Raw genomic sequence first — 24,680 nt, forward strand, 5'->3', positions numbered from 1 at the left:
AATATTGCGAAGGCCCGCAAGAGGAGATCGCATCATGCAATTCGACAGCTTCACTCTCGACGGCCTCAGCGTCACGCTGATCGGCCTCGGCATCCTGCTCATTCTGGTGCTGTTCGCCGGCGCCAAGACCATCCCGCAGGGCTACAATTATACCGTCGAGCGTTTTGGCAAATATACCCGCACGCTCAAGCCGGGCCTTAACCTGATCATTCCCTTCATCGATACGATCGGCAAGAAGATCAACGTGATGGAACAGGTGCTCGACGTTCCCCACCAGGAAGTCATCACCCGCGACAACGCGTCCATCACTGCCAATGGCGTGACCTTCTACCAGATTCTCGATGCGGCCGCAGCCGCCTACGAAGTCTCCAATCTCGAAAACGCCATTCTCAACCTCACCATGACCAATATCCGCACGGTCATGGGCTCGATGGATCTCGACGAACTATTGAGCCATCGCGACGAGATCAACGAACGCCTGCTGCGCGTCGTCGATACCGCCGTTTCGCCCTGGGGCGTGAAAATCACCCGCATCGAGATCAAGGACATCGATCCACCCAAGGACCTCGTTGAATCCATGGGCCGGCAGATGAAGGCCGAACGCGAAAAGCGCGCCACCATTCTCGAAGCCGAAGGCAGCCGTCAGGCCGCCATTCTCAAGGCCGAAGGCGAAAAGCAGGCCCAAGTGCTCGAAGCCGAGGGCCGCAAGGAAGCCGCCTTCCGCGATGCCGAAGCCCGCGAACGTTCCGCCGAAGCGGAAGCCAAGGCGACCCAGATGGTTTCCGACGCCATCGCCTCGGGCAATGTGCAGGCGATCAACTATTTCGTCGCCAACAATTACATCGAGGCACTGGGCAAGATCGCCACCTCGCCTAACCAGAAGGTGCTGATGCTGCCGGTCGAGGCATCGAGTGTCATCGGTGCCATCAGCGGCATTGGCGAAATTGCCCGCGAAGCCTTTGGCGGCGGCGCACCGACCGCGACCCGCCCGACGTCGCGTCCGCCCACCGCCGGCCAGCCGCCGCGCGAACCCGGCCAGTTCTAGCCGAGGGGAGATCCATGGCGCTCATCGCGTTTCTCGCCGCCAATGCCCCATGGGCCTGGATCATTGCCGGGCTCATCCTCCTCGCGCTCGAACTGGTCGTGCCCGGCGGCTATCTCCTCTGGCTCGGCATTGCCGGGCTGATCACCGGGCTCGTCGTGCTGTTCGAACCCATCGCCTGGCCCTATCAGTGGCTGATGTTCGGTGTCCTGGCCCTCGTCACCATCGTCCTCTGGACGCGCTGGAGCCGCAACCGCCCCAGCCAGTCCGACCGCCCCTATCTCAATCGCCGCGCCGACAGCTTTGTCGGCCACGAAGCCGTGCTTGAGCAACCCATTGCCGGTGGCTTCGGCCGCCTCACCCTGGGCGATACGATCTGGCGCATTTCCGGCCCCGATCTGCCTGCAGGGCAACGCATTCGCATCACCGGCAGCGAAGGCGCCGTGCTGCTGGTCGAGGCAATTTGAGACAGAAGGCAAGTATTCGTTAACCATAAGCTGAAAGGATCGCGCGCGGGGCGCCCTCTTTGCCCCCGGTTTTTCGGAGCGCGATTTGCCTTTGTCGCAGCATATCAGGAGCCTGGCCTTGGGCCTGGTTGCCGGCCTCATTGCCGGCACGGCTTTTGCCGCGCCTGCGCTGCTTGCAACCGAGCCGGTCGATGACACGACCACCGCCGGCATTGCCGCGCGCCTCCCCCAGACCGCTTCGGATCCCACGCTTTCCAATGCCCGTCTGCGCCCAGGCGTCTACCCCGCCCAGCCGGTTCCGCCCGAATTCGCCATTGGCCCGGAAAGCAGCGAAACCGCACCGCTCGACTGGTCGGTGGGCCTCCGCGGTACTTATCTCAATTCCAATGGCACAGGCAGTTTCGTCACTCATCTCCTGCCGCGCTTCACCTATACCCATGCCGGCGGCATCGCCACCATCGTGGTCGATGGCAGTGCGGATATCGCCAAGACCGGCGGCCAAAATCTACCGACCCTCGCCTCCGGCGGCCTGACCATTTCGGGCTCCGCGTCAACCGATTCGGTCACCACCGCCTCGGTCTCCGCCAATATCGGCCTCAGCCAGGACCTGCCGGGCACAGCCGGTCTCTCGCCCTCGATCGTCACCCCGCCGCAGATTTTCACCGGCGGCGCCGAGTTCGGCGTCACCCGCCAGTTCGGCAAGTTCAATGTCGGCATCGGCGCCGGCCTCGACCGCACCGTCTATGGGCCAACCGAGCGCACCGATACCGGCCTTACCGACAATGCCGAGCAGAACTACTGGGCCGCCAGCGCCAATCTCCGGCTCGGCTACCAGATCACGCCCATCTTTGAAGTTTTCGGAGAAGGCGAAGTACAGCGCGACATTTTCGATGTGCCGACGGCCAGCCTCGGCACCTATCCCAACGCCACCAATCGCTCGCTGCGGGCCGGCATTGCCGGCAAGTGGAACGACATATGGTCGGCCAGCGCCTCGGTGGGCATTGGCGAACGCGTCTTCGATGAAGCGACGCTCGGCGCCATCCGCGCCCAACTCTATGGGGCCGAAGTCAGCTATACGCCCGATTCAACGGTGAAACTGACCGCCGGGCTCGAAACGGCCTTGGCCCCGGCCGGCGCCGACAATCCGGGCAATGCCCGCATTCAATATACCGCCTTCACCAATGCTCAATACACGGTCAACACTTGGCTGCGCCTGCGCGCCTCGGCCGATTGGAGTCAGTCGGAACTGGTCGGCACCGGAACCACCGAGCGCCGCCTCGGCCTCGGGGCTGGCGCCGACTATGTCTTCAACGCACATACGAGCCTGAATGCCGATTACGGCTACGGCAATACCGACAATTCCAATGGCAACACCCAGACCCATCAGGTGAGCCTGGGCGTCACGATCACGCGCTAGAGCGTTTTCAGGAAAAGTGGACACCACTTTTCCGGTTCGAAAGCGCGACAAAACAAATACTGTGATCACTTCACTGTTTCAGAGAAACAGTAAAGTGATCTACTCGCGCTCAGAGCTGTTCTTCGAGATCGAGCTTGCGCAACTCCCGGATGAAGCCGGGGCGAATGTCGTCGCGCTCCAGGGCATAGACCACATTGGCCGTTAAAAAGCCGATCTTGGAGCCGCAGTCGAAGCTCTTGCCGACATATTTGACGCCGGTAAAGCTCTGCTGGTGCATCAGGGTCTGCATGGCGTCGGTGAGCTGGATTTCCCCGCCCGCGCCCTTGGTCTGTTCTGCCAGCAGCGAGAAGATTTCCGGCTGCAGGATATAGCGGCCCGAAATGATGAGGTTCGATGGCGCGTCTTCCTTCTTGGGCTTTTCCACCATCTGGGTCAGCTTGAAACCCGTGTCCGGACCATCGCCGCGCCCGATCACGCCATAGGATGAAACTTCGTCATGCGGCACTTCTTCCACCGCGATAACATTGCCGCCGGTTTCCTCATAGGCGTCCATCATCTGCTTCAAGACGCCCGGCTCGCCCTTGAACAGCATGTCGGGTAGGAGCAGCGCAAAGGGGTTGTCCCCCACGATGTCGCGCGCGCACCAGACGGCATGGCCAAGGCCCAGCGGCTCCTGCTGGCGGGTAAAGCTGGTGCGACCGGCCGAAGGCAGGTCCTTGCGCAGTTCGCGCAGGGCTTCATCCTTGCCGCGCACTTCCAGCGTCGTTTCCAGCTCGAACTGCCGATCGAAATGATCCTCGATGACCCCCTTGTTGCGGCCGGTGACGAAAACAAAGTGCTCGATCCCCGCCTCGCGCGCTTCGTCCACCGCATATTGGATCAGCGGCCGGTCCACCACGGTCAGCATTTCCTTCGGCATCGCCTTGGTGGCAGGCAGGAAGCGGGTTCCGAGGCCAGCGACAGGAAAGACGGCGGTGCGGACGCGTTTTGACACGGATTGTTCCCTTGCTTTGTCGATCTGAACTTAGGCGTAGACCTATATCGACATCTGTTACATATCCTTGCACAACAAAAGAGCTTTTGCGGCAGGAGTACGGCCAATGACGGTTTTGGTCACAGGTGGAGCAGGTTACATCGGCAGCCACATGGTTCTCAACCTGGCCGATTCAGGCGAGAACGTCGTCGTTCTCGACAATCTCGTCACCGGTTTCGATTGGGCTATCGATGGTCGCGCCACCTTCGTTCAAGGCAATGCCGGCGACATCGATTTCGTCGTCGGCCTCATCGAAAAATACGGCATCACCGAAATCATTCACTTCGCGGGTTCTATCGTCGTTCCTGAATCGGTAACCAATCCGCTAAAATACTACGCCAACAACACCGCCACCTCGCGCAACCTCATCGAGGCCGCCGTCAAGGGCGGGGTAAAGCACTTCATCTTCTCCTCGACCGCCGCCGTCTACGGCATGACGGGCCTTGCTCCCGTGGTGGAAGACACCCCCCTCAATCCCATGTCGCCCTATGGCCGCTCCAAACTCATGACCGAATGGATGCTGGCCGACGTGGCCGCGGCCCATCCCATCACCTTTGGCGTGCTCAGATATTTCAATGTCGCCGGTGCCGATCCGCAAAAGCGCTCGGGCCAGTCGACCCCGCTCGCCACCCATCTCATCAAGGTCGCCTGCCAGACCGCCCTCGGCCAGCGACAGAAGATGGACATTTTCGGCACCGACTACGAAACGCCGGATGGCACCTGCGTGCGCGACTATATCCACGTCACCGACCTGATCGCCGCCCACGCCCTCCTTCTCAATCACCTCCGCAAGGGTGGCGAAAGCACCACCCTCAACTGCGCTTATGGCCAGGGCTATTCCGTGCGCGAGGTGGTCGAGACCGTGCGAAAAGTCTCGGGCATCAATTTCCGCGCCGACGAGGGCCCGCGCCGTGCCGGCGATCCCGCCTCTATCACCGCCACCGGCCAAAAGGTCCGCGCTCTCCTGGGCTGGAAGCCCCAGCATGACGATCTCAACGAAATCGTCGAAACCGCCTATGCCTGGGAACGCCACCTGATGACCCGCAACCGCTAAGGTCTGCCATGCGCCGCTTCGCCGCCCTGCTCGTCTTGCTGATGACCAGTCCGGCACTGGCGCAGTCGGATTTCGCCGGTTTTCTGTCGAGCCTCAAACCCGAAGCGGTCGCCTCGGGCGTCAGCGCCTCAGCCTATGACGCGCTAACAGCGGGCCTCACACCCGATCCACGCGTCCCAAAACTCGTCGAAACCCAGCCCGAATTCACCACCCCGGTCTGGGACTATATCGAGACCCGCGTCAATGCCGGCCGCATCTCCCGCGGCCAGGCTGCGCTCGAGCGCAACGCAAACCTCTTTTCCACCATCGGCCAGCACTTCGGCGTCGATCCCTATCTGCTCGGCGCCATCTGGGGCATCGAAACCGACTATGGCGCCGTCCTCGGCAATGCCGACCTGATCCGCCCCATCGTCCGCTCATTGGCCACCGTCACCTTCCAGCACCGCAGCCGCTATGCCGAGGACAAGGCCGATTTCTTCGCCGCCCTGCGCCTCGCCGAACGCAATGGAGGCACCTCGCCCATTGGCTCCTGGGCCGGCGCCATCGGCCACCTGCAGGTCAATCCCACCAATGTCATCGCCCATGGCGCCGACGGAGATGGTGACGGCCGCGTCGACCTCCACAATTCCCTCGCCGATGCCTTGGCCACCTCGGCCAAATTCCTGCTCGACCTCGGCTACCAGCCCGGCACGGATTGGGGTTTTGAGGTCGATGTTCCGCAAGACTTCGATTACCTGCTCGCCACCCGCGACCAGCTCCGCCCCATCAGCTTCTTTGCCGAACGCGGCATCACCCGCGTCTCCGGCCGCCCCTTCGCCAATCCCAACACGCCGGTCTTTCTCTATGTCCCGACCGGCCATACCGGCCCCAAATTCCTGATGACCGGCAATTATCTGGTCCTAAAAGGCTATAATTTCTCCGACAGCTACGCCATGGCCGTCGCCCACCTGACCGATCGCCTCAAGGGTGGCGGCAGCTATGTCACGCCCTGGCCACGCGATACCGCCTTCCCCGACCTCGCCCAGCGCCAGTCGATCCAGCAATCCCTCAAAACCCTCGGCCTCTATGACGGCGCCGTCGACGGCCGTCTCGGCCCCATCACCCAGGCCGCCTATGCCCGCTTCCAGGCCGCCCGCGGCGAGGTCGCCGACGGCTTTATCACCCGCGCCACCGCCGAGGCTTTGGCTTCGGCGACGCGGTAACGCCATGGCGAGCGCATGGTTTTGTTGACCTCTGTCTGCTAGACCGAAAGAAGATTTCGGACTGAGCCATGAAGCGTATTTTCGCCCTTTTGCTGATCGCCCTCTTCGCCACCGTTGAAGTGGCGCCGGCTTTCGCACAGGCAGAAACCCGCATCGAGGTCGCCCAGCAGCAAAAGCGCCGCACCCTCTTCGACGTCCTTTTCGGCGCTGAACCACAGCAGGCCCCGCCCCCGGTCCAGCAGACCCAGCCGCGCCAGGCCGCCCCCGTCGCCCTGCCGCCGCCAAAGCCGCAGGTGGAAAAAGCCGAAAACGCCACGCGCCTCGCCGTCTTCGGCGATTCCCTCGCCGTCGACCTCGCCAAGGCGCTCGAACGCTTTTACGCCGAAGATCCCAATCTCCTGGTCATCAACCAGGGCGTCGGCTCCTCGGGCTTCGTCCGCGACGACTATTTCAACTGGAACAAGACCATCGGCGAACAGATCGCTGCCGACAGTTTTGACCTTGCCATCGTCATCATCGGCGTCAACGACCGCCAGGAAATCCGCGTCGACGGCCAGTCCTACAATTCCCTGACCCCGCAATGGACCGCGGCCTATCAGGCCCGCCTCAACAATTTTCTCGGCCAGCTCCGCTCCGCGCGAAAACCGGTGATCTGGGTCGGCCTGCCGCCCATGTCCAAGACCGAATATTCCGCCGCCATGAGCCAGATCAGCGCCCTCTACAAGATGGCGGCGTTCTCGGGCGGCGCCGAATATCTCGACATCTACGAGCGCTTCCTCGGCGAAGACGGCAAATATTCCTCGCAAGGTCCCGACGTGAACGGCCAGAACGCCCGCATGCGCAAGGATGACGGTATCCACTTCTCGACGGCGGGTGCCGACAAGCTGGCCTTCTATATCAGCCAGTCGATCCGCACGTTCTACCGCGGTGGCGGCATCACGGTCGCCGTAGCCGACCCGCTCCTCGGCACCGACGCCGCAGCCATGCTCCGCCCGCCCTATCAGGGCCAGGGCCAGACCCGCCTTCTCGAAGTCGCCGGCGCCGTCGTCCCAATCAGCCGCGCCCCACAACGCGCCGCCGACCTCCTCGTCGCCACCCCACAGCCTGCTTCAGATACGGGCTTCTCATTGGAGCAATTGATGGCCGCCCCAATCGGCCGCGCCGACGCCTTCGGCGTCGGCATAGACCCAAGCGAAACGGAAAACGAGGGGCAGCAATAGGATCGTCAGCTTTCGGCATCCTTATGGGACCAATGCCACTTCGAGTTGTTTGTGACTCTCCAAAACAAAAGGCCTCGAACGCTGTCCGAGGCCTTTTCCAATTCAGTCGTGCCATTCGAGCGTAGCTCTCATGGCCTTCTTGCCTAAAATCGCTCCACCGGAGCGATTTTGCCTTGGCACGGCGCGAAGTCAGCTCGAACCGGCGCCGTCCTGGCGGACGAAGGCGATGCGGAGCATGTTGGTGGCGCCGGGGGTGCCGAGCGGAATGCCGGCAGTGATGGCGATGCGGTCGCCGGGGCGGGCAAAGCCTTCCTGGTAGGCGATGACACAGGCGCGGTCGACCATGTCTTCGAGGCTGACGGCGTCTTCGGTCTGCACGCAATGGACGCCCCAGACCACCGACATGCGGCGGATGGTGCGCATATTAGGCGAGAGCACGATGATGGGCTTGCTCGGACGTTCGCGGGCAGCACGGATGCCGGTCGAGCCCGAAGCCGTGTAGGTGACGATGGCAGCGAGGTCCAGCGTTTCGGCAACCTGGCGCGTGGCGGCCGAAATGGCGTCGGCGGCGGTCGCTTCCGGCTCGGTCTGGGCGGCGCGGATGATGCCGCGATAGTTGGCGTCGCTTTCGACGGCAACGGCCACCTTGTTCATGGTCGCGACGGCTTCGATCGGGTACTGGCCCGAAGCGGACTCGGCCGAGAGCATGACGGCGTCGGCGCCTTCGAAGACGGCGATCGACACGTCGGAAACTTCGGCGCGGGTCGGCACCGGCGCGGTAATCATGGATTCGAGCATCTGCGTTGCCACGACCACCGGCTTGCCATAGCGGCGAGACATGCGGATCATGCGCTTTTGCAGGCCCGGAACGGTTTCGAGCGGCAGTTCGACGCCGAGGTCACCACGGGCGACCATGATGGCGTCGGACAGTTTTACGATTTCTTCGAGGCGATCGATGGCCTGGGGCTTTTCGATCTTGGCCATGACGCCGGCGCGGCCCTGGACGATCTTGCGGACATCGATGATGTCTTCAGGACGCTGCACGAAGGAAAGCGCGATCCAGTCGGCCTCGGCCTTGAGGCCTTCCAAGAGGTCGGCATGGTCCTTTTCGGTGAGAGCACCGGTCGGGAGCAGGGTATCGGGCAGGGAAACGCCCTTCTTGTCGGAGAGCTTGCCACCATAGATGACTTCGGTCTCGATGACGCCGCCTCCGACTTTAGTCGCCTTGAGTTGCAGCTTGCCATCGTCCAAAAGGAGGCGGTCTCCGACCGAGACGCTTTCGATGATTTCCGGATGCGGCAGGTAGACGCGCTCGGAATTGCCGGTGTCGTTCTTGTCGCTGTCGAGCGTGAACTTCTGGCCCTGGACCAGGTTGACCGAGCCTTCGGCAAACTTCCAGACGCGCAGCTTGGGACCCTGAAGGTCGACAAGCACGCCGAGCGGATGTTTCAGGCGCGCTTCAACGCTGCGGATGCGCGCGACCGTCTGGTGCAAGAGCTCGTGGCTGGCATGGCTCATATTGATGCGGAAAATGTCCGCACCGGCCTTTGCCAGTTCCTCGATCATCTTTTCCTCGTTGCTTGCGGGCCCGAGGGTGGCGAGGATCTTCGCGCGTCTGATCCGTCTCATTGCGTATCCGTGCTCTATCTGTTCGGCGGTGGCGGCGGGAGGGGCACCACCTGGTCGGCATCATTTTCGGGGTCAACCAGGAAGGCCGGCTCCTCAAGATCTTCACCTGCATCCGGACCGACCACATTGGGCGCGCCCGCGCTTTCGGTTAGCTGCAGCGTCCAGTCCGTCCGGTTCTGGGTATCGATTTCAAAGAACCCGGTGCGCTCATAGCCCCGCGCGAGGCAATCCTCAACCCCGAATATTGTGAAGGTTTCGTCACGCGTGCACATGAAGACCTGGCCGTCCCAGGCGCCGCCGCCGATATCGTCGACGGCGTAGAGGTAATAGAAGCGGCGAGCGAGGTCGCCCTGATAGAGTGTGCGGCAATCGCCGGGCGGGGTCTGCCACCAGCCTTCGCTCATCCAGCCGCGCTCGGCGCGATAGCCAAGGGCCACGGAGAGGATGTTTGCCGTCTCGTTGCAGATGCGCAAATCCGCATAGGCGGGCGCGACCGGGGCCAGAAAAAAGCCGCCCGCAAGCAGTGGCAAAATCGTCAGGCCGAGGCGGAAGCGATGCAAGGGCGAACCCTGGGTCATGGAAATACCGGAGTGTTTGAGCCGATGGACGGAGGCGGGTCAATGGCTATTGCGGGGATTTGACCGAATTGCGGGCATGCAATGCGTGCTTCTGTAGAGAATCGGCCAGTCAAGGGCTTGAACCGAGCGGGTCCTTGGGGTTCAAGACAGCCAGAACAAAAAGAGGTTTACGATGGCCGTCGAAGACAGCGTCGCCCAGGACCAGCTCCGCGCATTCATCGAGCGCATCGAGCGGATGGAAGAAGAAAAGGCCGCCATTGCGGCTGACATCAAGGAAATCTATGCCGAAGCCAAGGGCAACGGTTTTGATACGAAGATCCTGCGCAAGATCGTGACGATCCGCAAGCAGGACGCCAATGAGCGCATGGAGCAGGAAGCCCTGCTTGAACTTTATATGTCGGCTCTCGGCATGGTCGAAGGCGCCTCCGACCACTGACATTTTTTTGCGTCTCAGCCCGGTCAAGCCGGGCTGAGCGACGCGGCGGTGAGTTTCACCGAACGCCAATAAGTGTTCGAGACCCGTTTTCCCGGCGAGATGGCGTCGGGATAGTCGAGCTTTATGTCGACGAAGCCATCATCATCCAAAGCATTTGCCGGGATCGAAATGGCAAAACGTTCGGTCTTGTCGGGCGTTACGGCGATTTCGCCGATGTCCTGGCCATTGGCGGAGATGAGAACGCGTTGCTGGGCGGGGCCGGGCAGGGTGACGCCGGTCAATTCCAGCATCAGGGTCAGCGGGCCATTTGCGTCGACGGCAAAGCGCAGGCGCGAGGTTTCGCCCACCGAATGGGTGCCGTCGCCAGCCGGGCCCGTCCAGCCGCAGGGGCGGAGTTCGCGGGTTTCGTCGCCTTCGGAGCGGAAATCGAGCTCCGTGCCCAATGCATATTCGCCCGTGACCGGCTGCGGCAGGCAGGTGGTGGTGCGGTCGATATAGTAGGCGCGGTAGTCGGCCGAAACATTGGGGTTGAGCGCCTGCCAGAGCACGGCGAGCTCGAAGAGGGCGAGGATAGCCGCAAGCGTATAGGCGCCGAGGGTCAGCGGCGAGCGATCAGACAAGCGCAACATTGCCTCCGAGCCAGGCGAGGGTGACGAACCAGGCGCCGATGACGAGGCTCATGAGGCTGATGGCGAAGATCCAGCGGTTTTTGCCCAGGATCGTCGCGGCCGTGATGGTGATCGGGGCCATGCCGGCCATGAAGCGCAGCATGGAGGCAAGGCCGGCCGCCAGCGGAATGATGATGCAGAAGAGGCAGAAGACCACGGCAGGCCATTGCCTGCGCCAAGCGAGAACGCCGGTGATGATGAGGCCGGTAACCGCGGCGAGTGCCAGGATCTGGGAATTGCTGAGGAGCGCGCCGCCGTTGGACCAGTTGACGAGGCCTTCCCAGAGATAAGTTAGCGGATTGGCGATCTGCCGGCCCCAAGCGCGCTGGGTGTGGCTAAAGGCAAGGCCATCGCCGATCCAGTAATTGAGGAAGGCCATGTAGGTGAAAAAGCCGAGCGGCGAGATGAAGATGGCGAGGACCAGTTTTGGCTGGCCGAGCAGGCCGCCGATGACGCCGCGCCAGGTGCCCTTGTCTTGCCGATAGTCCATCAGCGCCTTGATGCCGATGGAGAGCGAGGCAAAGACCCCGACGATGCGGGTGGCGGATAGGAGAGCCGCCGCGGCGGCCGCGCCGAGATAGTCTGAGCGGTTGAGGAAGCGGAAGACCAGCGTTGTAAGAAGGACGAACATCACCTCGGTGAAGAAGGTGGTGAAGTAGAACGACACGGGGCCAGACAGCATGAAGGCGGCGTAGAGGGCGTAGGCCCTGATGTTTCGACCCAGAAGCGGCCAGGCGACGACGACGGCGGCATAGGCCGTGACGATCGAGAGAATGCTCGCGAGAACAATGGTGGGCAAGGGAATGAGTTTGCCGATCATCCCGACAAGGATGGGATAGAACGGGAAAAAGGCCCAATTGCCGGCGGAGACGCGCGAGGGCACCGGGAACGTGTCATAGCCAGTCTCGGCCATGCGGACATACCAGGTGCAATCCCAACGGCAGAGCGCGTCGAAATACTGCGTCCAATCGGTATCGGGCTGAGCATAGCGGAAGGCGAGGAAGCGGATCAGCGTGCCGCTTAGTACGAAGAGGAGCGGCAAAAGCAGGATCAGCGCGGTCGGCCTATCCTGCCTGAAATCGGTACTGGGTGAATACACGGCGCCTCCGGCTATGAGGGGGAAAACGTGGATTGGCATAAAGCGGGGGCGGCCACATCTGCGTGCCGTGCAACCCAGCCATGAAATCTATCCCACGCAACTTTAAGTGCGTGTCGTGCTTTTAAGGGGGAATGCCCGCAGCCAGAGTGCTCCAGAAAAATGTCGAACGGCCCGATCCAAGAAGCCAGCGTCGCACTTCATACCAATTTCCGTCCCCCGCAGCTCGCCGTCATCGTCCCCTCCTATAATGAGCGGGGCAATATCGAGTTGCTTTACGAAAAAGTCGCTCTGGCGCTCGGCGATACGCCTTGGGAAATGATCGTCGTCGATGACAACAGCCCCGATGGCACGGCCGATGTCGTCAACGAGCTGAGCCGGGTCTATGCCAATATCCGTTGCGTCCGGCGCTTTGGTCGGCGGGGTCTGGCTTCAGCCTGTGTCGAAGGCATGGCCGTTACGGCGGCGCCCTATGTGGCTGTCATCGATGCCGACCATCAGCACGACGAAACCATTCTGCCCAAAATGCTGGCCGAGGCGCAGAATGGCGCCGATCTCGTCGTTGGCTCGCGCTTTGCCGAGGGCGGTTCGGCTGGCGATGGGCTTAGTGCCACACGCCTTTCGGGCAGCAACCTTGCCAATCGCCTTGCCGGCATGATTGCCGGGCAGGCGGTGAGCGATCCGATGAGCGGCTTTTTCCTGATGCGCCGCGAGGCTGCGCTGGAAGCGGCACCAAAACTTGCCAGCGACGGCTTCAAGATCCTCATCGACCTGATCGTGACCTCGGCCCGCATGGGCAAGCCGCTGAAGATCGCGGAAGTGCCCTACACGTTCCGCCCGCGCCATGCGGGCGAGAGCAAGATGAACCCGCTGATCGTGATCCAGTATTTGGGTCTCTGGGTCTCGAAGATGACCGCCGGCGCGCTGCCGCCGAGCTTTTTGCTGTTTGGGCTCGTGGGTGGCACAGGCGTCGTGGTGCACCTTGCGGCGCTGGCGCTCTTCACCTCGATCTTCGGCCAGGACTTTGTAGTGTCGCAGATCGCGGCGACGCTGATCGCCATGGCGTGGAACTTCGTGCTCAACAACAACCTGACCTATGCCGACCGCAAGCTGAAAGGCACGCGCCTGATCACGGGCTTCCTGAGCTTCTGCGCGATCTGTGCGCTGGGCGGCATTGCCAATATCTCGGTCGCCAATGCCATCTACCAGTGGGATCACCAGACTTTTGTGGCGGGCCTTTCCGGTGCGATCATGAGCTCGGTGTTCAACTATGCGGTGACGCGCGCCTTTACCTGGAAGTAGGGCGAACGCAATTCTCCAAACAAAAATCCCCGCGCGAGCGGGGATTTTTTCATGCGTATTTTTGGTTTGATTCAGGCCTGAGCCAGAGCCGCCTTCATGGCGGCTTCGTCGTAGCCGAGGGCGGTGAGCGCCGTCTGGACGATGCCGTGACGGTCAAGGCCAGCGGCCGCATACATGTCGTTCTGGCTCGAATGCTCGTCGAAGCGATCGGGAATCATCAGCGGGCGGAAACGCACCTTGCCGTCGAGGAGGCCGTTCGACGCGAGGAAGGTCGCGACATGGCTGCCAAAGCCGCCGATGCTGCCTTCCTCGGTGGTGATCAGCACATCGTGGGTCTGGGCGAGGCGCGCGGTCAGCTCTTCGTCGAGCGGTTTCAGGAAGCGGGCATCGGCGATGGTCGGGTTGAGGCCGAGGGCGGCGAGCTTGTCGGCGGCGGCCATGACTTCGCCGAGGCGGGTGCCATAGGAGAGGAGGGCGATGGTGCCGCCCTCGCGCACGATGCGGCCCTTGCCGATGGGAAGGATTTCGCCGCGGGCGGGCATGTCGACGCCCATGCCGTCGCCGCGCGGATAGCGGAAGCTGATCGGGCCGGCGTCATAGGCGGCGGCGGTTGCGACCATATGGCGGAGTTCGGCTTCGTCTGCGGCGGCCATCTGCACGATGCCGGGAATGGCGCCGAGATAGGCGTTGTCGTAATTGCCAGCATGGGTGGGCCCGTCGGCGCCGACAAAGCCCGCGCGGTCGATGGCGAAGCGCACCGGCAGGCCCTGGATGGCGACGTCGTGGATCACCTGGTCATAGGCACGCTGCAGGAAGGTCGAATAGATGGCGCAGAAAGGGCGCATGCCTTCGCTGGCAAGGCCTGCTGCAAAGGTGACCGCGTGCTGTTCGGCAATGCCGACATCGTAGATGCGGGTGGGGAAGAGTTCAGCGAACTTGTCGAGGCCGGTGCCGTTGGGCATGGCGGCGGTGACGGCGACAATGCGCTTGTCGGCCTCGGCCTCCTGGATGAGGCTTGATGCAAAGACTGAGGTATAGGAGGGCGCGTTGGACGGCGCCTTGGTCTGGGCGCCGGTGATGACGTTGAATTTGCTGACGCCGTGATACTTGTCGGCCGAGTTTTCGGCCGGGGCGTAGCCCTTGCCCTTCTTGGTCACGACATGGATCAGTACCGGGCCTTTTTCCATCTCGCGCACGTTGTCGAGCACGGGAAGCAGGTGGTCGAGATTGTGCCCGTCGATGGGGCCGACATAGTAGAAGCCGAGCTCTTCGAAGAGCGTGCCGCCGGTGAAGAAGGAGCGCGCGAATTCTTCGGTCTTGCGGGCTGGTTCGTGCAGCGGCTTTGGCAGCTTGCTGACGATGGATTTCGCCGCGTCGCGCGTGCCGCGATAGGCCGGGCTCGAGACGAGCTGGGCGAGATAGGCGCGGAGTGCGCCGGTCGGCGGGGCGATCGACATGTCATTGTCGTTTAGGATGACGACGAGGCGCGCATCCATGTCGCCGGCATTGTTCATGGCTTCATAGGCCATGCCGGCCGACATGGCGCCATCGCCGATGACGGCGACGACATTGCGCGGCGTGCCCAAGTGCTCGCTGGCGACGGCCATGCCGAGGCCGGCCGAAATCGAGGTAGAAGAGTGGCCGGCACCGAAGGGGTCGTATTCGCTTTCGGCGCGGCGGGTGAAGCCGGAAAGGCCATCCTTCTGGCGCAGGGTGCGAATGCGGTCGCGGCGGCCAGTGAGAATCTTGTGCGGATAGGCCTGATGGCCGACGTCCCAGATGATGCGATCGTGCGGCGTGTCGAAAACCGCGTGCAGGGCGACCGTCAATTCGACGACGCCGAGGCCGGCGCCCAGATGCCCACCGGTGACGGAAACCGCGTCGATCATTTCGGTGCGCAGTTCATCGGCAAGCTGGCGCAGCTGCTCGCGGGGGAGAGCGCGCAGGTCGGCGGGCGATTGGACCGTGTCGAGCAACGGCGTCTGCGGCTTTTCGGCCAAGCGGGGGCTCCTTGGGAAGCGGCGGCAACACGAGTTGTTTAGGCGCGTGCCTGTGCCAATGCAAGGACCGGCACCACGAGGCGCCGGTCACATCAAACGCTTGAAATCAAAGAAAGTGGCGCGGATGCGGCGCCTTGCCGCGTTTTAGTTGGTTGCCGGTGCGAAACGGGCATTGCCACCCATGGTCGTGTCTTCGCCGGCACCCATGACGATGACATAGCGGCCCATTTCCGGGGTCGGATCGAAATCTGCCTCGTCGCGATCAAAGATCACGGCGAAATGGTTCGAACTCAGGCTCGCGGGAGCCGCAAAGACGTCGGCGACGTGTTCGAAATCGGGGGCGACGAGCTCGGGCTTGCGCATGCCGGTGGGGGCGACCGGGCGCGAGACATGGCTGGTCAAGGCCGCGACGAGGTCGGCTTCCTGTGCTGCTTCAGCCGCGGTGAACGTGCCGGAGAAGAGGTTGGCCATTTCCGTCGGCGAAGGCGGAAGCGCGGTCAGCTCGGTGGGCATGGGCGTACCGACGGAAGCCAGAACGGAGTGCTGGGTGGCCGGCGTCGAGGGAATGGAGCCGGTTACGGTCGGACCGAGCGAGGCGATCACCGGGCGGCCGAGACCGGTCGGGGCCGGGGCATAGGCCGTGAGGGTCGTTTCGGGCTCGCTCGTGTGGAGCGGCGGCATGGGGACGGGCGCGTCGGTGAGCGCCGCGAGAGCGGTGACAGCGTCGCCTGCGGGCAGGGCCGAGGCGGTAGCGACGCGCAGGGTCTCGGACTTCATGGCGGGGATCGGCGCCATGACGGGCGTCGTCATTTCCGAGGCATCGAGCGGTGCGCTGCCGACGGTGGAGAAGGGCATGAAGGCGGGATCGGCGGGGACGGGCGCCACAGCGTCGGATTGCGGCGCTGCTGCAGCAACCATCATGCTGGCCGGGCGTGCGGCCGGGACGGGAGCTGCTTCCGGCATTGCCATTTCTGGCGCGACGGAAGCGACCTGAACCGGTGCCGGAGTTGCCGCGGCGACTGGAGCGGGTGCGTTGCCAGGCTTGCCGCCGAAGAGGACGTCCATCAGGGTCTTGCCATCACCGCCGCCGGAATCGGCGACCATGGTGCCCGAGGAGCCGCGGCCATTGCAGGGATAGGAGTGGCACTGTTTCCACTCGGCGAGGGCGATGTTGTAGCCTTCTTGCGAGAGCGGCTTGCCGTCGGTCGGCAGGTGCATGGTGCGGCCGTCGGGGAAAATTTCCTTGAGCTGGGCGCGGGTCATGCGCGGCCAGGCGCGGACGGAGCCGACGTCGAGATGGACGAAGGGGCTGCCGGAGGTTGGATAGTAGCCCACGCCGCCGACCTGCTTACTCATTGCCACGGCACGCAATTTTGCAAGATTTACGCCTGGGATGAAGAAGTCCATGGCGGTGCCGCGCATATGCTGGGAATTGTCGGCAACGCCCGAGGAGGTTTCCGCCAGCATGGCGTTGGTCTTGGGAGAGCGATAGGCGGAGACGATATTGATCGGCTGGGAACCGCCAACCTCTTGATAAACCTCCCAAATCAGGTCGAAGAGGCGGGGGTCCATCTTGGTGGGTTCGTTGCGGCGCCAATCGCGCAGGAACTGGTTGAGCTCGTTGAGGCCCGATTGCACATATTTGCCGTCGCGCTTGAAGACGATGCGCGCCGTTTCCTTTGTGTGCGTATAGTAGAGATAGAGGGCACGCTCGGTGGCGGCCATGGCGGGTCCAACGGCAAAAATGCCGATCGCACAAATAGTTACAAGCGTTACTGCGACAAAACGCAGAAAAACACCACGCTGCAAAAAGGAAATCCCCGTCACGCCTAACTCTGCCCGGTTCAATGCCAGTATCGTTCGACGTTAGCGCTAAAATCGTGCGATTTTATTAACGCTAACCAGGTGTGAACCGACCAGGTGGCCCCCTCACGCCTTCGTTATTAAGGGCAAAAGCGGGCGCAACCAAGGCGAAAATGCTAACAGACTGTTACCGTTGACCGTAACCGAGGCGAGAATTGGTTACGGGGAAAGCTCTTCGGGGACGTTTTCGACCTCGGCCACGATGGTGGGCGGGGCGGAATTGGCAAGGCCCATGGCTTCAATCAGCTTCTCGTTGTGGCCATAGACGTCGCCATAGGAGCGGATCGTGCCGTCGGTGCCAACGCGCAGGGTGAAGTAGGCGAGATGCACTGGGATCTGGGTTTCCGGGTTCACCCAGCGCTCATTGGGGCCGAACATGGCTTCGAGGGAGGCGCGGCTGATCTTGGGATCGTTGACCATCAAGGCGTCGGCAAATTCCATCGGGTTCTCGACGCGGATGCAGCCGTGGCTGAAGGCGCGGAAGGACCGGGCGAAGAGCGACTTGGACGGCGTATCGTGGAGATAGACGTCGTGCTTGTTGGGGAAGAGGAACTTGATCTGGCCCAGGGCATTGCCGGCGCCGGGGCGCTGGCGGACCTTGAAGGGGAAGTAGGAGGTGGAAACCTGCGACCAATCCACCTGCCAGGGGCTGACCGGGGTGCCGTTATAGAGGAGGTCCATATTGTGGCTGTCGGTATAGCCGGGATTGCGCAGCACGGCCGGCGCGATCTCGCCCTTGATGATCGAGGAGGGGACGTTCCAATAGGGGTTTACCACCAGATGCCGGATATTATCCGAAAAAATCGGGGTCTGGTTCTTGGTGGTGCCGACGACAACGCGGGTGCCGTATTCCTCGACGCCATTGCGCTGAATGGAGAGGCGGAATTCGGGGATGTTGACGAAGACGTTGAACTGACCGAGATCGGCCGGCATCCAGCGCCAGCGTTCCATATTGGCCAGAATGTCTTCGCGACGCGTGGCATTGCCGCCATTGAAGGCGGCGATGGTCGCCGACCCGATAATGCCGTCGACTTCGAGGCCCTGGCTTTCCTGAAAGGATTTGACGGCAGTGACGAGGGTGTCGTCATAAACATTGGTGGCGCCCGCCGGAAGTTCGAGGCGGGCGCGGATGGCGTGAATGCGGGCGTCGGAATTGCCGGGGCGCAGCGTCGGGCCATTGTCGATTGGAACTGGGCGCTCGGTGGTGCTGGCGCCGAAATTGGCAAGCGCGGCCTTGAGGGCCAGGAATTCGGGATGTTTTGGCTCAAGCTCGGCAAGGATCGGGGCCGGGTCCTGGCTCTGGGCGAGGCGCTCCAGCAAAGCCGCCTGGTCGAGCGGCTTGGGCGTGATGTCGAGGTTCTCGCTCACCGACTGGGGGCGAATGCGGCCATTGTAGATGTGGTTGGCATAGCGCAGGACGGCGCCGGAAAAGGCGGTTTCGAGGCCGGCCAGCGCGAGGGGATCGCTGCTATTGGCGCGGGTGAGGTCGATATCGGCGGTCAGATAGTCGCTGGGGCGCAGGCCTTCGGTATCGGCCTTTTCGAAGAGGGCGATGATCTTCTGGGCCGAGGGCGAGAAGGTGACCTTGCCGCCGGCGCCTTCGCTGAGCCAGATCGGCTCGAAGTGGCGTTCGCCATAGAGGAAATAGAGCTTTTGGGCCTCTTCGTAGGCGCGCGAGCCGGTCTTGGCCGCGCCATAGGCGGAAGAGAGGCCGGTCTTGATGGTGCGGGCGAGATCGTTTTGCGGTGGGGCGATGACCACCGGCTGAATGGCAAGGGCGGCCACTTCCTGGCCGATTGCCGCCTGGCCAATGGAGGTCGCAGCAAGCACCGCAACGAGACTGACCAATAGCTTACGCATCTTCGCTCCTAATCACGCCGGAAACGCCTCAGAATCCAAGAGATTCGGGCACATCAGGGGTAAATTCATTACTCATGAAACCTTAACGGGAGCAATCGCTCCCATAAACGTGATGTTCATCTGTGGCGGAGACGCAACGCGGCCGCGGCGGGCGTCATCTGGGCGCTTGATCCAAGCCCTTGAAATTTATCGACTTGGGTAGGGCGGGCGGCCTTTTGGGCAGTGCGCGGCCTGCCGAACAGCAAGGCGGATTGACTCGATATATGCATGACGATACATATGCATCATGATGCAGGAAGACGTGTTTCAGATGTTGGCCGACCCGACGCGGTTTCGGATTGTCGAAGCGCTGGCGGACGGAGAGCGGGCCGTGGGCGATCTGGTCCGGGCGGTCGATATCGATCAGTCCGGCGTTTCGCGGCACCTGCGGATTCTGGGTGAAGCCGGCTTTGTCGCCATGCGGCCCGATGGGGCGCGGCGGCTCTATTCGCTCAAACCCGAGCCATTCCAGGCAATCGAGGACTGGGTGCGAAGCTATCGCAAGCTTTGGGAAGGTCGGCTCGATCGCTTCGATGCGGCGCTGGCGCGACGGCAGGGCGAGCGGCAATCCGGGGAGGAGACGTGATGCACGAGGTCAGTGCATTGGGCGCGGATACGATCCGGTTCGAGCGGGTCTATGACGCGGCGATAGAGGACGTCTGGGCGCTTTGGACCACCAAGGACGGGCTCGAAGCCTGGTTCGGTCCGGAGGGCATGCGCATGGAAGTGTCTGTTCTCGATCTGCGGGTCGGCGGTGCCTTCGAACATGTGATGACTGCGGTGGGCGGCGAGCAGATCGCTTATCTCGCGAACCTCAACAGGCCGCCGAGGGCAGAGGTACGCGGCCGCTTCGTCGAACTGGCGCATCTGCGGCGACTGCGCATTCGCTTCGATATCGATTTTGTGCCCGGGGTCGAATCCTACCCCTATGACATGTTGGTCGAGCTTCATGCCGAAGGGGGCCGCGTTCGGATGGTGCTGACGGCCGATCGTCACCCAGACCCGGAAATGACGCGCGGCGCCACCATTGCCCTCGTCAGCCAGCTAGAGCGCTTTGCCCTGGCCCTCGCGGCCCGCGCGACAAAGGAGCAATGAGCGTAATGAGACCTCTTCTTTATTCGATCAACGTGACGCTCGATGGTTGCGTGCATCACAATGCGATACCGGCAGACCCGGCGCTGCAGGAGGAAATGCTGCGGGCAACGCATCGCCATGCGACCGAGAGCATCGGCCGGGCCGATGCGCTGCTGTTTGGCCGTGTCACCTATCAGATGATGGAAGGCGCCTGGCGGCTGGATACGCGAACATCGACGCCGCCGGACTGGACGGAGCCTTTTGCCCGGACGATCGACGCGATGAAGAAATATGTCGTTTCATCAACGCTCGACCGGGTCGAGTGGAATTCCGAGCTCGTGAGGGGAGACCTCGGCGAAGCGGTGACCAAGCTCAAGCAGCAGCCGGGCGGCCCGATTTTTACGGGCGGGGTGAAATTGCCCCTGGCACTGGCGGAGCTGGGCCTGATCGACGAATATGAATTCGTGATGCAGCCCATACTCGCCGGCCACGGACCCACCTTGTTTTCGGGGCTTTCCAAATATGTCGAGCTGAAACTGCTCGACCGGAAGGAGCTCAGCTCCGGCGCTGTGGCGCTGCGCTACGAGCCGAGACGGTAGCCATTCCGCCGCCAGGGACGCGCTGCGGTTGCGAGAATTGATCCCTCGCGCTTGGGAGGGACGGCATAGGCGGCTTGCCAATTAACGCCGGTGGGACCAATCTTGCCCCGGAAGACGCGCCCTTGGCGCGCCAGGGAGCAAATCGAGATGACCTTGATCGATGCTGGCGACGGTGCCGGAGCGGGCACTGCCACGAAACCTTTGGGCTTTAGCCGCCGGTCTTTCCTCATGGGCCTCAGCGCATTTGGTGCGCTCGGCCTTGCCGGGTGCGCTGCGACCGGGGGAATGAGCGTGGCCGAGGCGGAGCGGGTCTATGGGCCGCTGCCCAACGAGCGCTTTCCGGTGCCGGCGGTCAATCTCAACAAGGTCGATCCCAAATATCTTCGCCGGCGCGTGCGCTATGATTCCAAGGAGGCGGTGGGCACGATCATCGTCGATCCCCGCCACTATTATGTCTATCGCATCGAAGGCGATGGTTACGCGACCCGCTATGGCGCCAATGTCGGGCGCGCCGGGTTCCTGTGGAGCGGCGAGGCCTATATCGGGCGCAAGGCCGAATGGCCGATATGGACGCCGCCGAAGGAAATGATCGCGCGCCAGCCGGAGGCTGCGCCCTATGCCAATGGCATGAAGCCGGGCCTCGACAATCCGCTGGGCGCGCGCACGCTCTATCTCTACCAGAACGGCGCCTATACGCTTTACACGATCTACAGCACGATCATGCCGGAGACGATCGGCAAGGGCATTTCCAGCGGCTGCGTTGGCCTGCTGACGCAGGACATGGTCGATCTCTATGAGAAGACGCCAGTTGATACCAAGGTGATCGTGCTGAAGGCCTAGCGGCTGGTCCGGGTTTTCGGGGTTGGGCTCAGGCTCAGGCCTGGAAGACGCCTTGCCTGTCTTGCGGCTCTCCGCCATCATTTCCTCCCCACAAGGGGGCTGTTCACCTCGGACGTTTGCGCGATTTACGCTCCATTCACGGTGTCATTCCCGCGAAAGCGGGAACCCCCTGTTTGTAAACGGAGGTCCCCGCTTTCGCGGGGATGACACGGTGAAAAAATCACAAGGTCAGCGGACGTTCGGAATAGACCTCCCCCAAGTGGAGGGAGGTGCTTGCCGGGATTTCCCAGTCCATCGCCCCCCTTTGTGGCCAAGCGCCAAGCGGCGGTTGCGCCCTATTGCTTCGGGGCCCTCCCGAAAATCAGCGCGGCGTTGACGCCACCGAAGCCGAAGGAATTGGAGAGGGCGTAATCGATCGCCTTGGCGCGCGGCTGATTGGGGACGAGGTCGAAGGGGGCGGCTTCTTCGATCGGGTCTTCGAGATTGATGGTGGGCGGGAGCTGGCCGGTTTCGAGCGCCTTGATGGAGAAGACGGCTTCGAGCGCGCCGGCAGCGCCGAGGAGGTGGCCAGTGGCGGACTTGGTCGAGGAGATGGAAAGGTCCTTGCCGCGATTGGTGAAGACGGCGGCGAGGGCGGCGATTTCGGCCTGGTCGCCGACGGCCGTCGAGGTGGCGTGGGCGTTGACATAGCCGATCTGGGTCTGGTCGAGGCCGGCCATGGAGAGGGCGTTGCGGATGGCGACCTGGGCACCGGCGCCATCGGGCGCGCCGGCGGTGAGGTGATAGGCGTCGGCCGAGGTGCCATAGCCGGCGAGAACGGCGAGCGGCTTGGCGCCGCGGGCGCGGGCATGGCTCAGCTTTTCGATGACGAGGGTGGCGGCGCCTTCGGAGAGGACAAAACCGTCATGGCCCTTGTCGAAGGGACGCGAGGCCTTGGCGGGGTCATCGGCGTGGGAGGCAGAGAGGGCGCGGGAGGCGCCGAAGCCGCCGAGGGAAATGGGATCGACCGAGCCTTCGGCGCCGCCGACCACGGCGACTTCCGCTTCGCCGGTCATGATCAGGCGCATGCCATCGCCGATGGCCTGGGCCGAGGCGGCGCAGGCGGTGACCGGGGTGCCGATGGGGCCGCGGAAGCTGTGGAGGATCGAGAGCCAGCCGGCGGCGAGATTGGCGAGGAATGAGGGCACGGTGAAGGGCGAGAGGCGGCGCGGGCCCTTGGTGTTGATGGTTTCAACGGCGCGGGCCATGACCGGGGAGCCGCCGACGCCGGAGCCGATGATGGTGGCGGTGGCGGCCTGATCTGCCGGGCTTTCGGGGTGCCAATTGGCCTGGTTCAGCGCCTCGGCGGTGGCGGCGATGGAATATTGGATGAAGACGTCCATCTTCTTGATTTCCTTGCCGTCGATGTGGTCGGCAGGATCGAACCCGGCTTCGTCATTGGCCTTGGACGGGACGAGGCCGGCGATGTGGGAGACGAAGTCGGTTGTGTCGAAGCGGTCATTGCGGACGATGCCGCTGCGGCCGGCGAGGAGACGCTGCCAGTTGGTTTCGACCCCCACGCCAAGGGGGCTCACAACGCCCATGCCGGTGACGACGATGGGGTCCTGGGGATCGGGGCGCAGCATATATTTGTCTCCTGTGTATATGCACGATGTGATGTGCAATTGGGGCGAATTCAGGGTCTTGGGCCTAGAGTTTGGCGAGGTGGCGGAGGCCGGTCAGCGTGGTCTGGAAGTCGGGGTTCGTCAGCACGGTGCGCAGTTCGTCCTGGGCCTGACGCCAGATCGGCAGGGCGGCGTCGAAGGCCTTGCGGCCTTCGGGAGTGAGGGCGATGCGGCGCATGCGGGCGAGATCGCCGGGACCGGCAGAGACCAGTTTGCGGCGTTCAAGTACGGCGAGGTTTCGCGAGAGGGTCGTGCGGTCGACGGCGAGGAAACTGGCCATTTCGGTGATCGAGGCGGCCGAATTTGTGCTCAGGGCGCCAAGGATGTTGAACTGGGCGGCGGTGATGCCGACGCTGCGCAATTGGTGATCGGCGCGACGGGTCAGCGCCCGCGCCGCCTTGCGCGTGTTCATGATCAGGCAGTCTTCGAGCGCGTAGTCCATGGGCGGTGATTTAGGTCGTGCATATGCACATGTCAAATTTGCGCGGGGTGTAGACAAGGCTTTTGGGCGTCATACACTCGTCATGATCGCGGTTGGGCGATCTTGGGTGGCGGCCCATAGTGGATGCCACGGGTAGAGGGTAAAATTATGAAAGCCAGACGTTTGGGATCGTCGCTGCTTGTGGCCGGCGTCGCGATTTTTGCTGCAAGTGTCGCTGTGAGGGCAGAGACCGTGGATGAAGTGACGGTGCAGAACGGTGCGCGGGCTGTGCCGGCGACGGTGGTGGTGCCGGACGGGGAGGGGCCGTTTCCGGCCGTGGTGATGAACCATGGGCATGGCGGCGGGCGGCAGGAGAATGGCGGCTTTGGTCGGATTGCCAAGGCGCTGGCTGACAAGGGAATTCTGACCATTCGCATGGATTTTGCCGGATCGGGCGACAGCAAGGAGCCGTTCACCGAGGGCTATCTCACCAATATGATCTCGGATTCCAATGCGAGCCTTGGCTACATTCTGGAGAATTATGCGGTCGACAAGGATCGGCTGGGGATCTTTGGCTACAGCATGGGCGGGCGCATTGCGCTGACCATCGGGGCCTCGAGCGACAATCCCTATAAGGCCATCGGACTTCTGGCGCCTTCCGCGGACTGGGGGCAGGAGATGATGGTGGGGTTCCTCGGCGGACAGGCCGAGTACGACCGGCTTTATGCCGAGTCTGGCGGGGACAAGGGTTATGCCGAGTTCACCACCCAATGGGGGCAGGTGCAGCAGCTCAGCCGGCAGTGGTTTGACGACATGATCGCCTCAAAACCGCTGGAGCTGGCGGGGACCTATAAGGGGCCGATGATCGTCGTGCATGGGGACAAGGATGTCGTCGTGCCGGCGGCGGTGAATGAGGCGGTGATTGCGGCCTATCCGGAGGCGAGCCTGGTGGTGGCGCCGGAGGCGGATCATGGCTATGGGTTCTATAGCGACCAGCCGGATGTGACGGTGCTGGTGGACACGACCTTTGCCGAGTTTTTTGCCGAGAACCTGAAATAGGTTTAGCCTGGAGGGGCGGCTTAAGCGCCGCCCTTCGCTTCCCAAAGGCTTAGAAAATAAGCCCTGTGATCTCCCGGTTATCGGATTGATATTGCGTCATTTTGGTGATGCTATGCG

At 62.7% G+C, this 24,680-nt stretch carries 23 protein-coding genes; 13 read left to right on the top strand and 10 right to left on the bottom strand.

Annotated features, from left to right (window positions below):
• Positions 1 to 34 precede the first annotated feature (34 nt).
• The 3 genes from JP75_RS21765 to JP75_RS21775 all read left to right on the top strand — a co-directional run bounded on the left by JP75_RS21765 (position 35) and on the right by JP75_RS21775 (position 2,926).
• Positions 35 to 1,045, top strand: a complete 1,011-nt coding sequence (locus JP75_RS21765) for an SPFH domain-containing protein (protein WP_035086886.1) — start codon at positions 35 to 37, stop codon at positions 1,043 to 1,045.
• Between the two features lie 14 nt (positions 1,046 to 1,059).
• Positions 1,060 to 1,509, top strand: coding sequence for an NfeD family protein (locus JP75_RS21770; RefSeq protein WP_035086888.1), 450 nt, complete (start codon positions 1,060 to 1,062; stop codon positions 1,507 to 1,509).
• Positions 1,510 to 1,627: 118 nt separating this feature from the next.
• The gene (locus tag JP75_RS21775) at positions 1,628 to 2,926 is read left to right on the top strand and encodes an outer membrane beta-barrel protein (protein WP_035086890.1); all 1,299 of its coding nucleotides are present in this window, start codon (positions 1,628 to 1,630) and stop codon (positions 2,924 to 2,926) included.
• 109 nt (positions 2,927 to 3,035) lie between these two features.
• On the opposite strand, the gene galU is transcribed toward JP75_RS21775, so the two are convergent.
• On the bottom strand, positions 3,036 to 3,920 hold the full coding sequence (galU, locus tag JP75_RS21780) for a UTP--glucose-1-phosphate uridylyltransferase GalU (RefSeq protein WP_035086892.1): 885 nt from the start codon (positions 3,918 to 3,920) through the stop codon (positions 3,036 to 3,038).
• A 106-nt stretch (positions 3,921 to 4,026) separates the two neighbouring features.
• On the opposite strand from galU, the gene galE reads away from it, so the two are divergent.
• The 3 genes from galE (at position 4,027) to JP75_RS21795 (ending at position 7,435) form a co-directional block, all read left to right on the top strand.
• Positions 4,027 to 5,013 (top strand): UDP-glucose 4-epimerase GalE, encoded by a 987-nt coding sequence (gene galE / locus JP75_RS21785; protein ID WP_035086894.1) that lies wholly within the window; start codon positions 4,027 to 4,029, stop codon positions 5,011 to 5,013.
• An 8-nt stretch (positions 5,014 to 5,021) separates the two neighbouring features.
• The gene (locus JP75_RS21790; protein ID WP_035086896.1) at positions 5,022 to 6,215 is read left to right on the top strand and encodes a lytic murein transglycosylase; all 1,194 of its coding nucleotides are present in this window, start codon (positions 5,022 to 5,024) and stop codon (positions 6,213 to 6,215) included.
• Positions 6,216 to 6,283: 68 nt separating this feature from the next.
• Positions 6,284 to 7,435 (top strand): SGNH/GDSL hydrolase family protein, encoded by a 1,152-nt coding sequence (locus JP75_RS21795; RefSeq protein ID WP_035086898.1) that lies wholly within the window; start codon positions 6,284 to 6,286, stop codon positions 7,433 to 7,435.
• Between the two features lie 189 nt (positions 7,436 to 7,624).
• Here the strand turns inward: JP75_RS21795 and pyk are convergent, their stop codons facing one another.
• Both pyk and JP75_RS21805 read right to left on the bottom strand, forming a co-directional pair.
• Positions 7,625 to 9,064, bottom strand: a complete 1,440-nt coding sequence (gene pyk, locus JP75_RS21800; RefSeq protein WP_035086900.1) for a pyruvate kinase — start codon at positions 9,062 to 9,064, stop codon at positions 7,625 to 7,627.
• Between the two features lie 14 nt (positions 9,065 to 9,078).
• The gene (locus JP75_RS21805; RefSeq protein WP_084587860.1) at positions 9,079 to 9,642 is read right to left on the bottom strand and encodes a DUF1036 domain-containing protein; all 564 of its coding nucleotides are present in this window, start codon (positions 9,640 to 9,642) and stop codon (positions 9,079 to 9,081) included.
• A gap of 172 nt (positions 9,643 to 9,814) precedes the next feature.
• Between JP75_RS21805 and JP75_RS21810 the strand changes: the two genes are divergently transcribed.
• Positions 9,815 to 10,078 (top strand): DUF2312 domain-containing protein, encoded by a 264-nt coding sequence (locus JP75_RS21810; RefSeq protein WP_035086903.1) that lies wholly within the window; start codon positions 9,815 to 9,817, stop codon positions 10,076 to 10,078.
• A 23-nt stretch (positions 10,079 to 10,101) separates the two neighbouring features.
• Here JP75_RS21810 and JP75_RS21815 read toward each other — a convergent pair whose 3' ends face one another.
• Both JP75_RS21815 and JP75_RS21820 read right to left on the bottom strand, forming a co-directional pair.
• Positions 10,102 to 10,698, bottom strand: coding sequence for a hypothetical protein (locus JP75_RS21815; RefSeq protein ID WP_152565947.1), 597 nt, complete (start codon positions 10,696 to 10,698; stop codon positions 10,102 to 10,104).
• Positions 10,691 to 11,845 (bottom strand): hypothetical protein, encoded by a 1,155-nt coding sequence (locus tag JP75_RS21820; RefSeq protein WP_035086907.1) that lies wholly within the window; start codon positions 11,843 to 11,845, stop codon positions 10,691 to 10,693. Before JP75_RS21820 ends, JP75_RS21815 begins: the two co-directional genes overlap by 8 nt.
• 159 nt (positions 11,846 to 12,004) lie before the next feature.
• Here JP75_RS21820 and JP75_RS21825 point away from each other — a divergent pair, with 159 nt between their 5' ends.
• Complete coding sequence (locus JP75_RS21825) at positions 12,005 to 13,144, top strand: glycosyltransferase family 2 protein (RefSeq protein WP_035086910.1); 1,140 nt, start codon at positions 12,005 to 12,007, stop codon at positions 13,142 to 13,144.
• A 71-nt stretch (positions 13,145 to 13,215) separates the two neighbouring features.
• Here the strand turns inward: JP75_RS21825 and dxs are convergent, their stop codons facing one another.
• From dxs to JP75_RS21840, 3 genes are all read right to left on the bottom strand, one after another.
• Positions 13,216 to 15,144 (bottom strand): 1-deoxy-D-xylulose-5-phosphate synthase, encoded by a 1,929-nt coding sequence (dxs, locus tag JP75_RS21830; protein ID WP_035086912.1) that lies wholly within the window; start codon positions 15,142 to 15,144, stop codon positions 13,216 to 13,218.
• 144 nt (positions 15,145 to 15,288) lie between these two features.
• On the bottom strand, positions 15,289 to 16,869 hold the full coding sequence (locus tag JP75_RS25580) for a peptidoglycan L,D-endopeptidase MepK (protein WP_051961131.1): 1,581 nt from the start codon (positions 16,867 to 16,869) through the stop codon (positions 15,289 to 15,291).
• A 297-nt stretch (positions 16,870 to 17,166) separates the two neighbouring features.
• Positions 17,167 to 18,867 carry a L,D-transpeptidase family protein gene (locus tag JP75_RS21840; protein ID WP_051961133.1) on the bottom strand — a complete coding sequence of 567 codons (1,701 nt, stop codon included), beginning with the start codon at positions 18,865 to 18,867 and terminating at the stop codon, positions 17,167 to 17,169.
• A gap of 286 nt (positions 18,868 to 19,153) precedes the next feature.
• On the opposite strand from JP75_RS21840, the gene JP75_RS21845 reads away from it, so the two are divergent.
• From JP75_RS21845 to JP75_RS21860, 4 genes are all read left to right on the top strand, one after another.
• Positions 19,154 to 19,492 (top strand): ArsR/SmtB family transcription factor, encoded by a 339-nt coding sequence (locus JP75_RS21845; RefSeq protein WP_201772969.1) that lies wholly within the window; start codon positions 19,154 to 19,156, stop codon positions 19,490 to 19,492.
• The gene (locus JP75_RS21850) at positions 19,492 to 20,001 is read left to right on the top strand and encodes an SRPBCC family protein (RefSeq protein ID WP_051961135.1); all 510 of its coding nucleotides are present in this window, start codon (positions 19,492 to 19,494) and stop codon (positions 19,999 to 20,001) included. Before JP75_RS21845 ends, JP75_RS21850 begins: the two co-directional genes overlap by 1 nt.
• Before the next feature lie 5 nt (positions 20,002 to 20,006).
• Entirely contained in the window at positions 20,007 to 20,579 is a 573-nt protein-coding gene (locus JP75_RS21855; RefSeq protein WP_035086914.1) for a dihydrofolate reductase family protein, read from the top strand.
• Between the two features lie 147 nt (positions 20,580 to 20,726).
• Complete coding sequence (locus tag JP75_RS21860) at positions 20,727 to 21,419, top strand: L,D-transpeptidase (RefSeq protein WP_035086916.1); 693 nt, start codon at positions 20,727 to 20,729, stop codon at positions 21,417 to 21,419.
• A 335-nt stretch (positions 21,420 to 21,754) separates the two neighbouring features.
• Here the strand turns inward: JP75_RS21860 and fabF are convergent, their stop codons facing one another.
• Entirely contained in the window at positions 21,755 to 23,044 is a 1,290-nt protein-coding gene (gene fabF, locus JP75_RS21865; protein WP_035086918.1) for a beta-ketoacyl-ACP synthase II, read from the bottom strand.
• A gap of 64 nt (positions 23,045 to 23,108) precedes the next feature.
• The gene (locus tag JP75_RS21870; RefSeq protein ID WP_160194755.1) at positions 23,109 to 23,495 is read right to left on the bottom strand and encodes a MarR family winged helix-turn-helix transcriptional regulator; all 387 of its coding nucleotides are present in this window, start codon (positions 23,493 to 23,495) and stop codon (positions 23,109 to 23,111) included.
• Between the two features lie 177 nt (positions 23,496 to 23,672).
• Between JP75_RS21870 and JP75_RS21875 the strand changes: the two genes are divergently transcribed.
• Positions 23,673 to 24,563, top strand: a complete 891-nt coding sequence (locus JP75_RS21875; protein WP_160194757.1) for an alpha/beta hydrolase family protein — start codon at positions 23,673 to 23,675, stop codon at positions 24,561 to 24,563.
• Positions 24,564 to 24,680 lie beyond the last annotated feature (117 nt).

This window comes from Devosia riboflavina, assembly GCF_000743575.1.
In the GTDB taxonomy this organism is placed as follows: domain Bacteria; phylum Pseudomonadota; class Alphaproteobacteria; order Rhizobiales; family Devosiaceae; genus Devosia; species Devosia riboflavina.

Coding starts and splice junctions, on each gene's coding strand:
- JP75_RS21825 (WP_035086910.1), top strand. CDS start 12,005: ATGTCGAACGGCCCGATCCAAGAAGCCAGCGTCGCACTTCATACCAAT.
- JP75_RS21875 (WP_160194757.1), top strand. CDS start 23,673: ATGAAAGCCAGACGTTTGGGATCGTCGCTGCTTGTGGCCGGCGTCGCG.
- JP75_RS21855 (WP_035086914.1), top strand. CDS start 20,007: ATGAGACCTCTTCTTTATTCGATCAACGTGACGCTCGATGGTTGCGTG.
- JP75_RS21765 (WP_035086886.1), top strand. CDS start 35: ATGCAATTCGACAGCTTCACTCTCGACGGCCTCAGCGTCACGCTGATC.
- galE (WP_035086894.1), top strand. CDS start 4,027: ATGACGGTTTTGGTCACAGGTGGAGCAGGTTACATCGGCAGCCACATG.
- JP75_RS21840 (WP_051961133.1), bottom strand. CDS start 18,867: ATGCGTAAGCTATTGGTCAGTCTCGTTGCGGTGCTTGCTGCGACCTCC.
- JP75_RS21795 (WP_035086898.1), top strand. CDS start 6,284: ATGAAGCGTATTTTCGCCCTTTTGCTGATCGCCCTCTTCGCCACCGTT.
- JP75_RS21790 (WP_035086896.1), top strand. CDS start 5,022: ATGCGCCGCTTCGCCGCCCTGCTCGTCTTGCTGATGACCAGTCCGGCA.
- JP75_RS21805 (WP_084587860.1), bottom strand. CDS start 9,642: ATGACCCAGGGTTCGCCCTTGCATCGCTTCCGCCTCGGCCTGACGATT.
- fabF (WP_035086918.1), bottom strand. CDS start 23,044: ATGCTGCGCCCCGATCCCCAGGACCCCATCGTCGTCACCGGCATGGGC.
- JP75_RS21850 (WP_051961135.1), top strand. CDS start 19,492: ATGCACGAGGTCAGTGCATTGGGCGCGGATACGATCCGGTTCGAGCGG.
- JP75_RS21870 (WP_160194755.1), bottom strand. CDS start 23,495: ATGAACACGCGCAAGGCGGCGCGGGCGCTGACCCGTCGCGCCGATCAC.
- pyk (WP_035086900.1), bottom strand. CDS start 9,064: ATGAGACGGATCAGACGCGCGAAGATCCTCGCCACCCTCGGGCCCGCA.
- JP75_RS21810 (WP_035086903.1), top strand. CDS start 9,815: ATGGCCGTCGAAGACAGCGTCGCCCAGGACCAGCTCCGCGCATTCATC.
- JP75_RS21860 (WP_035086916.1), top strand. CDS start 20,727: ATGACCTTGATCGATGCTGGCGACGGTGCCGGAGCGGGCACTGCCACG.
- JP75_RS21770 (WP_035086888.1), top strand. CDS start 1,060: ATGGCGCTCATCGCGTTTCTCGCCGCCAATGCCCCATGGGCCTGGATC.
- JP75_RS21845 (WP_201772969.1), top strand. CDS start 19,154: ATGATGCAGGAAGACGTGTTTCAGATGTTGGCCGACCCGACGCGGTTT.
- JP75_RS25580 (WP_051961131.1), bottom strand. CDS start 16,869: ATGGCCGCCACCGAGCGTGCCCTCTATCTCTACTATACGCACACAAAG.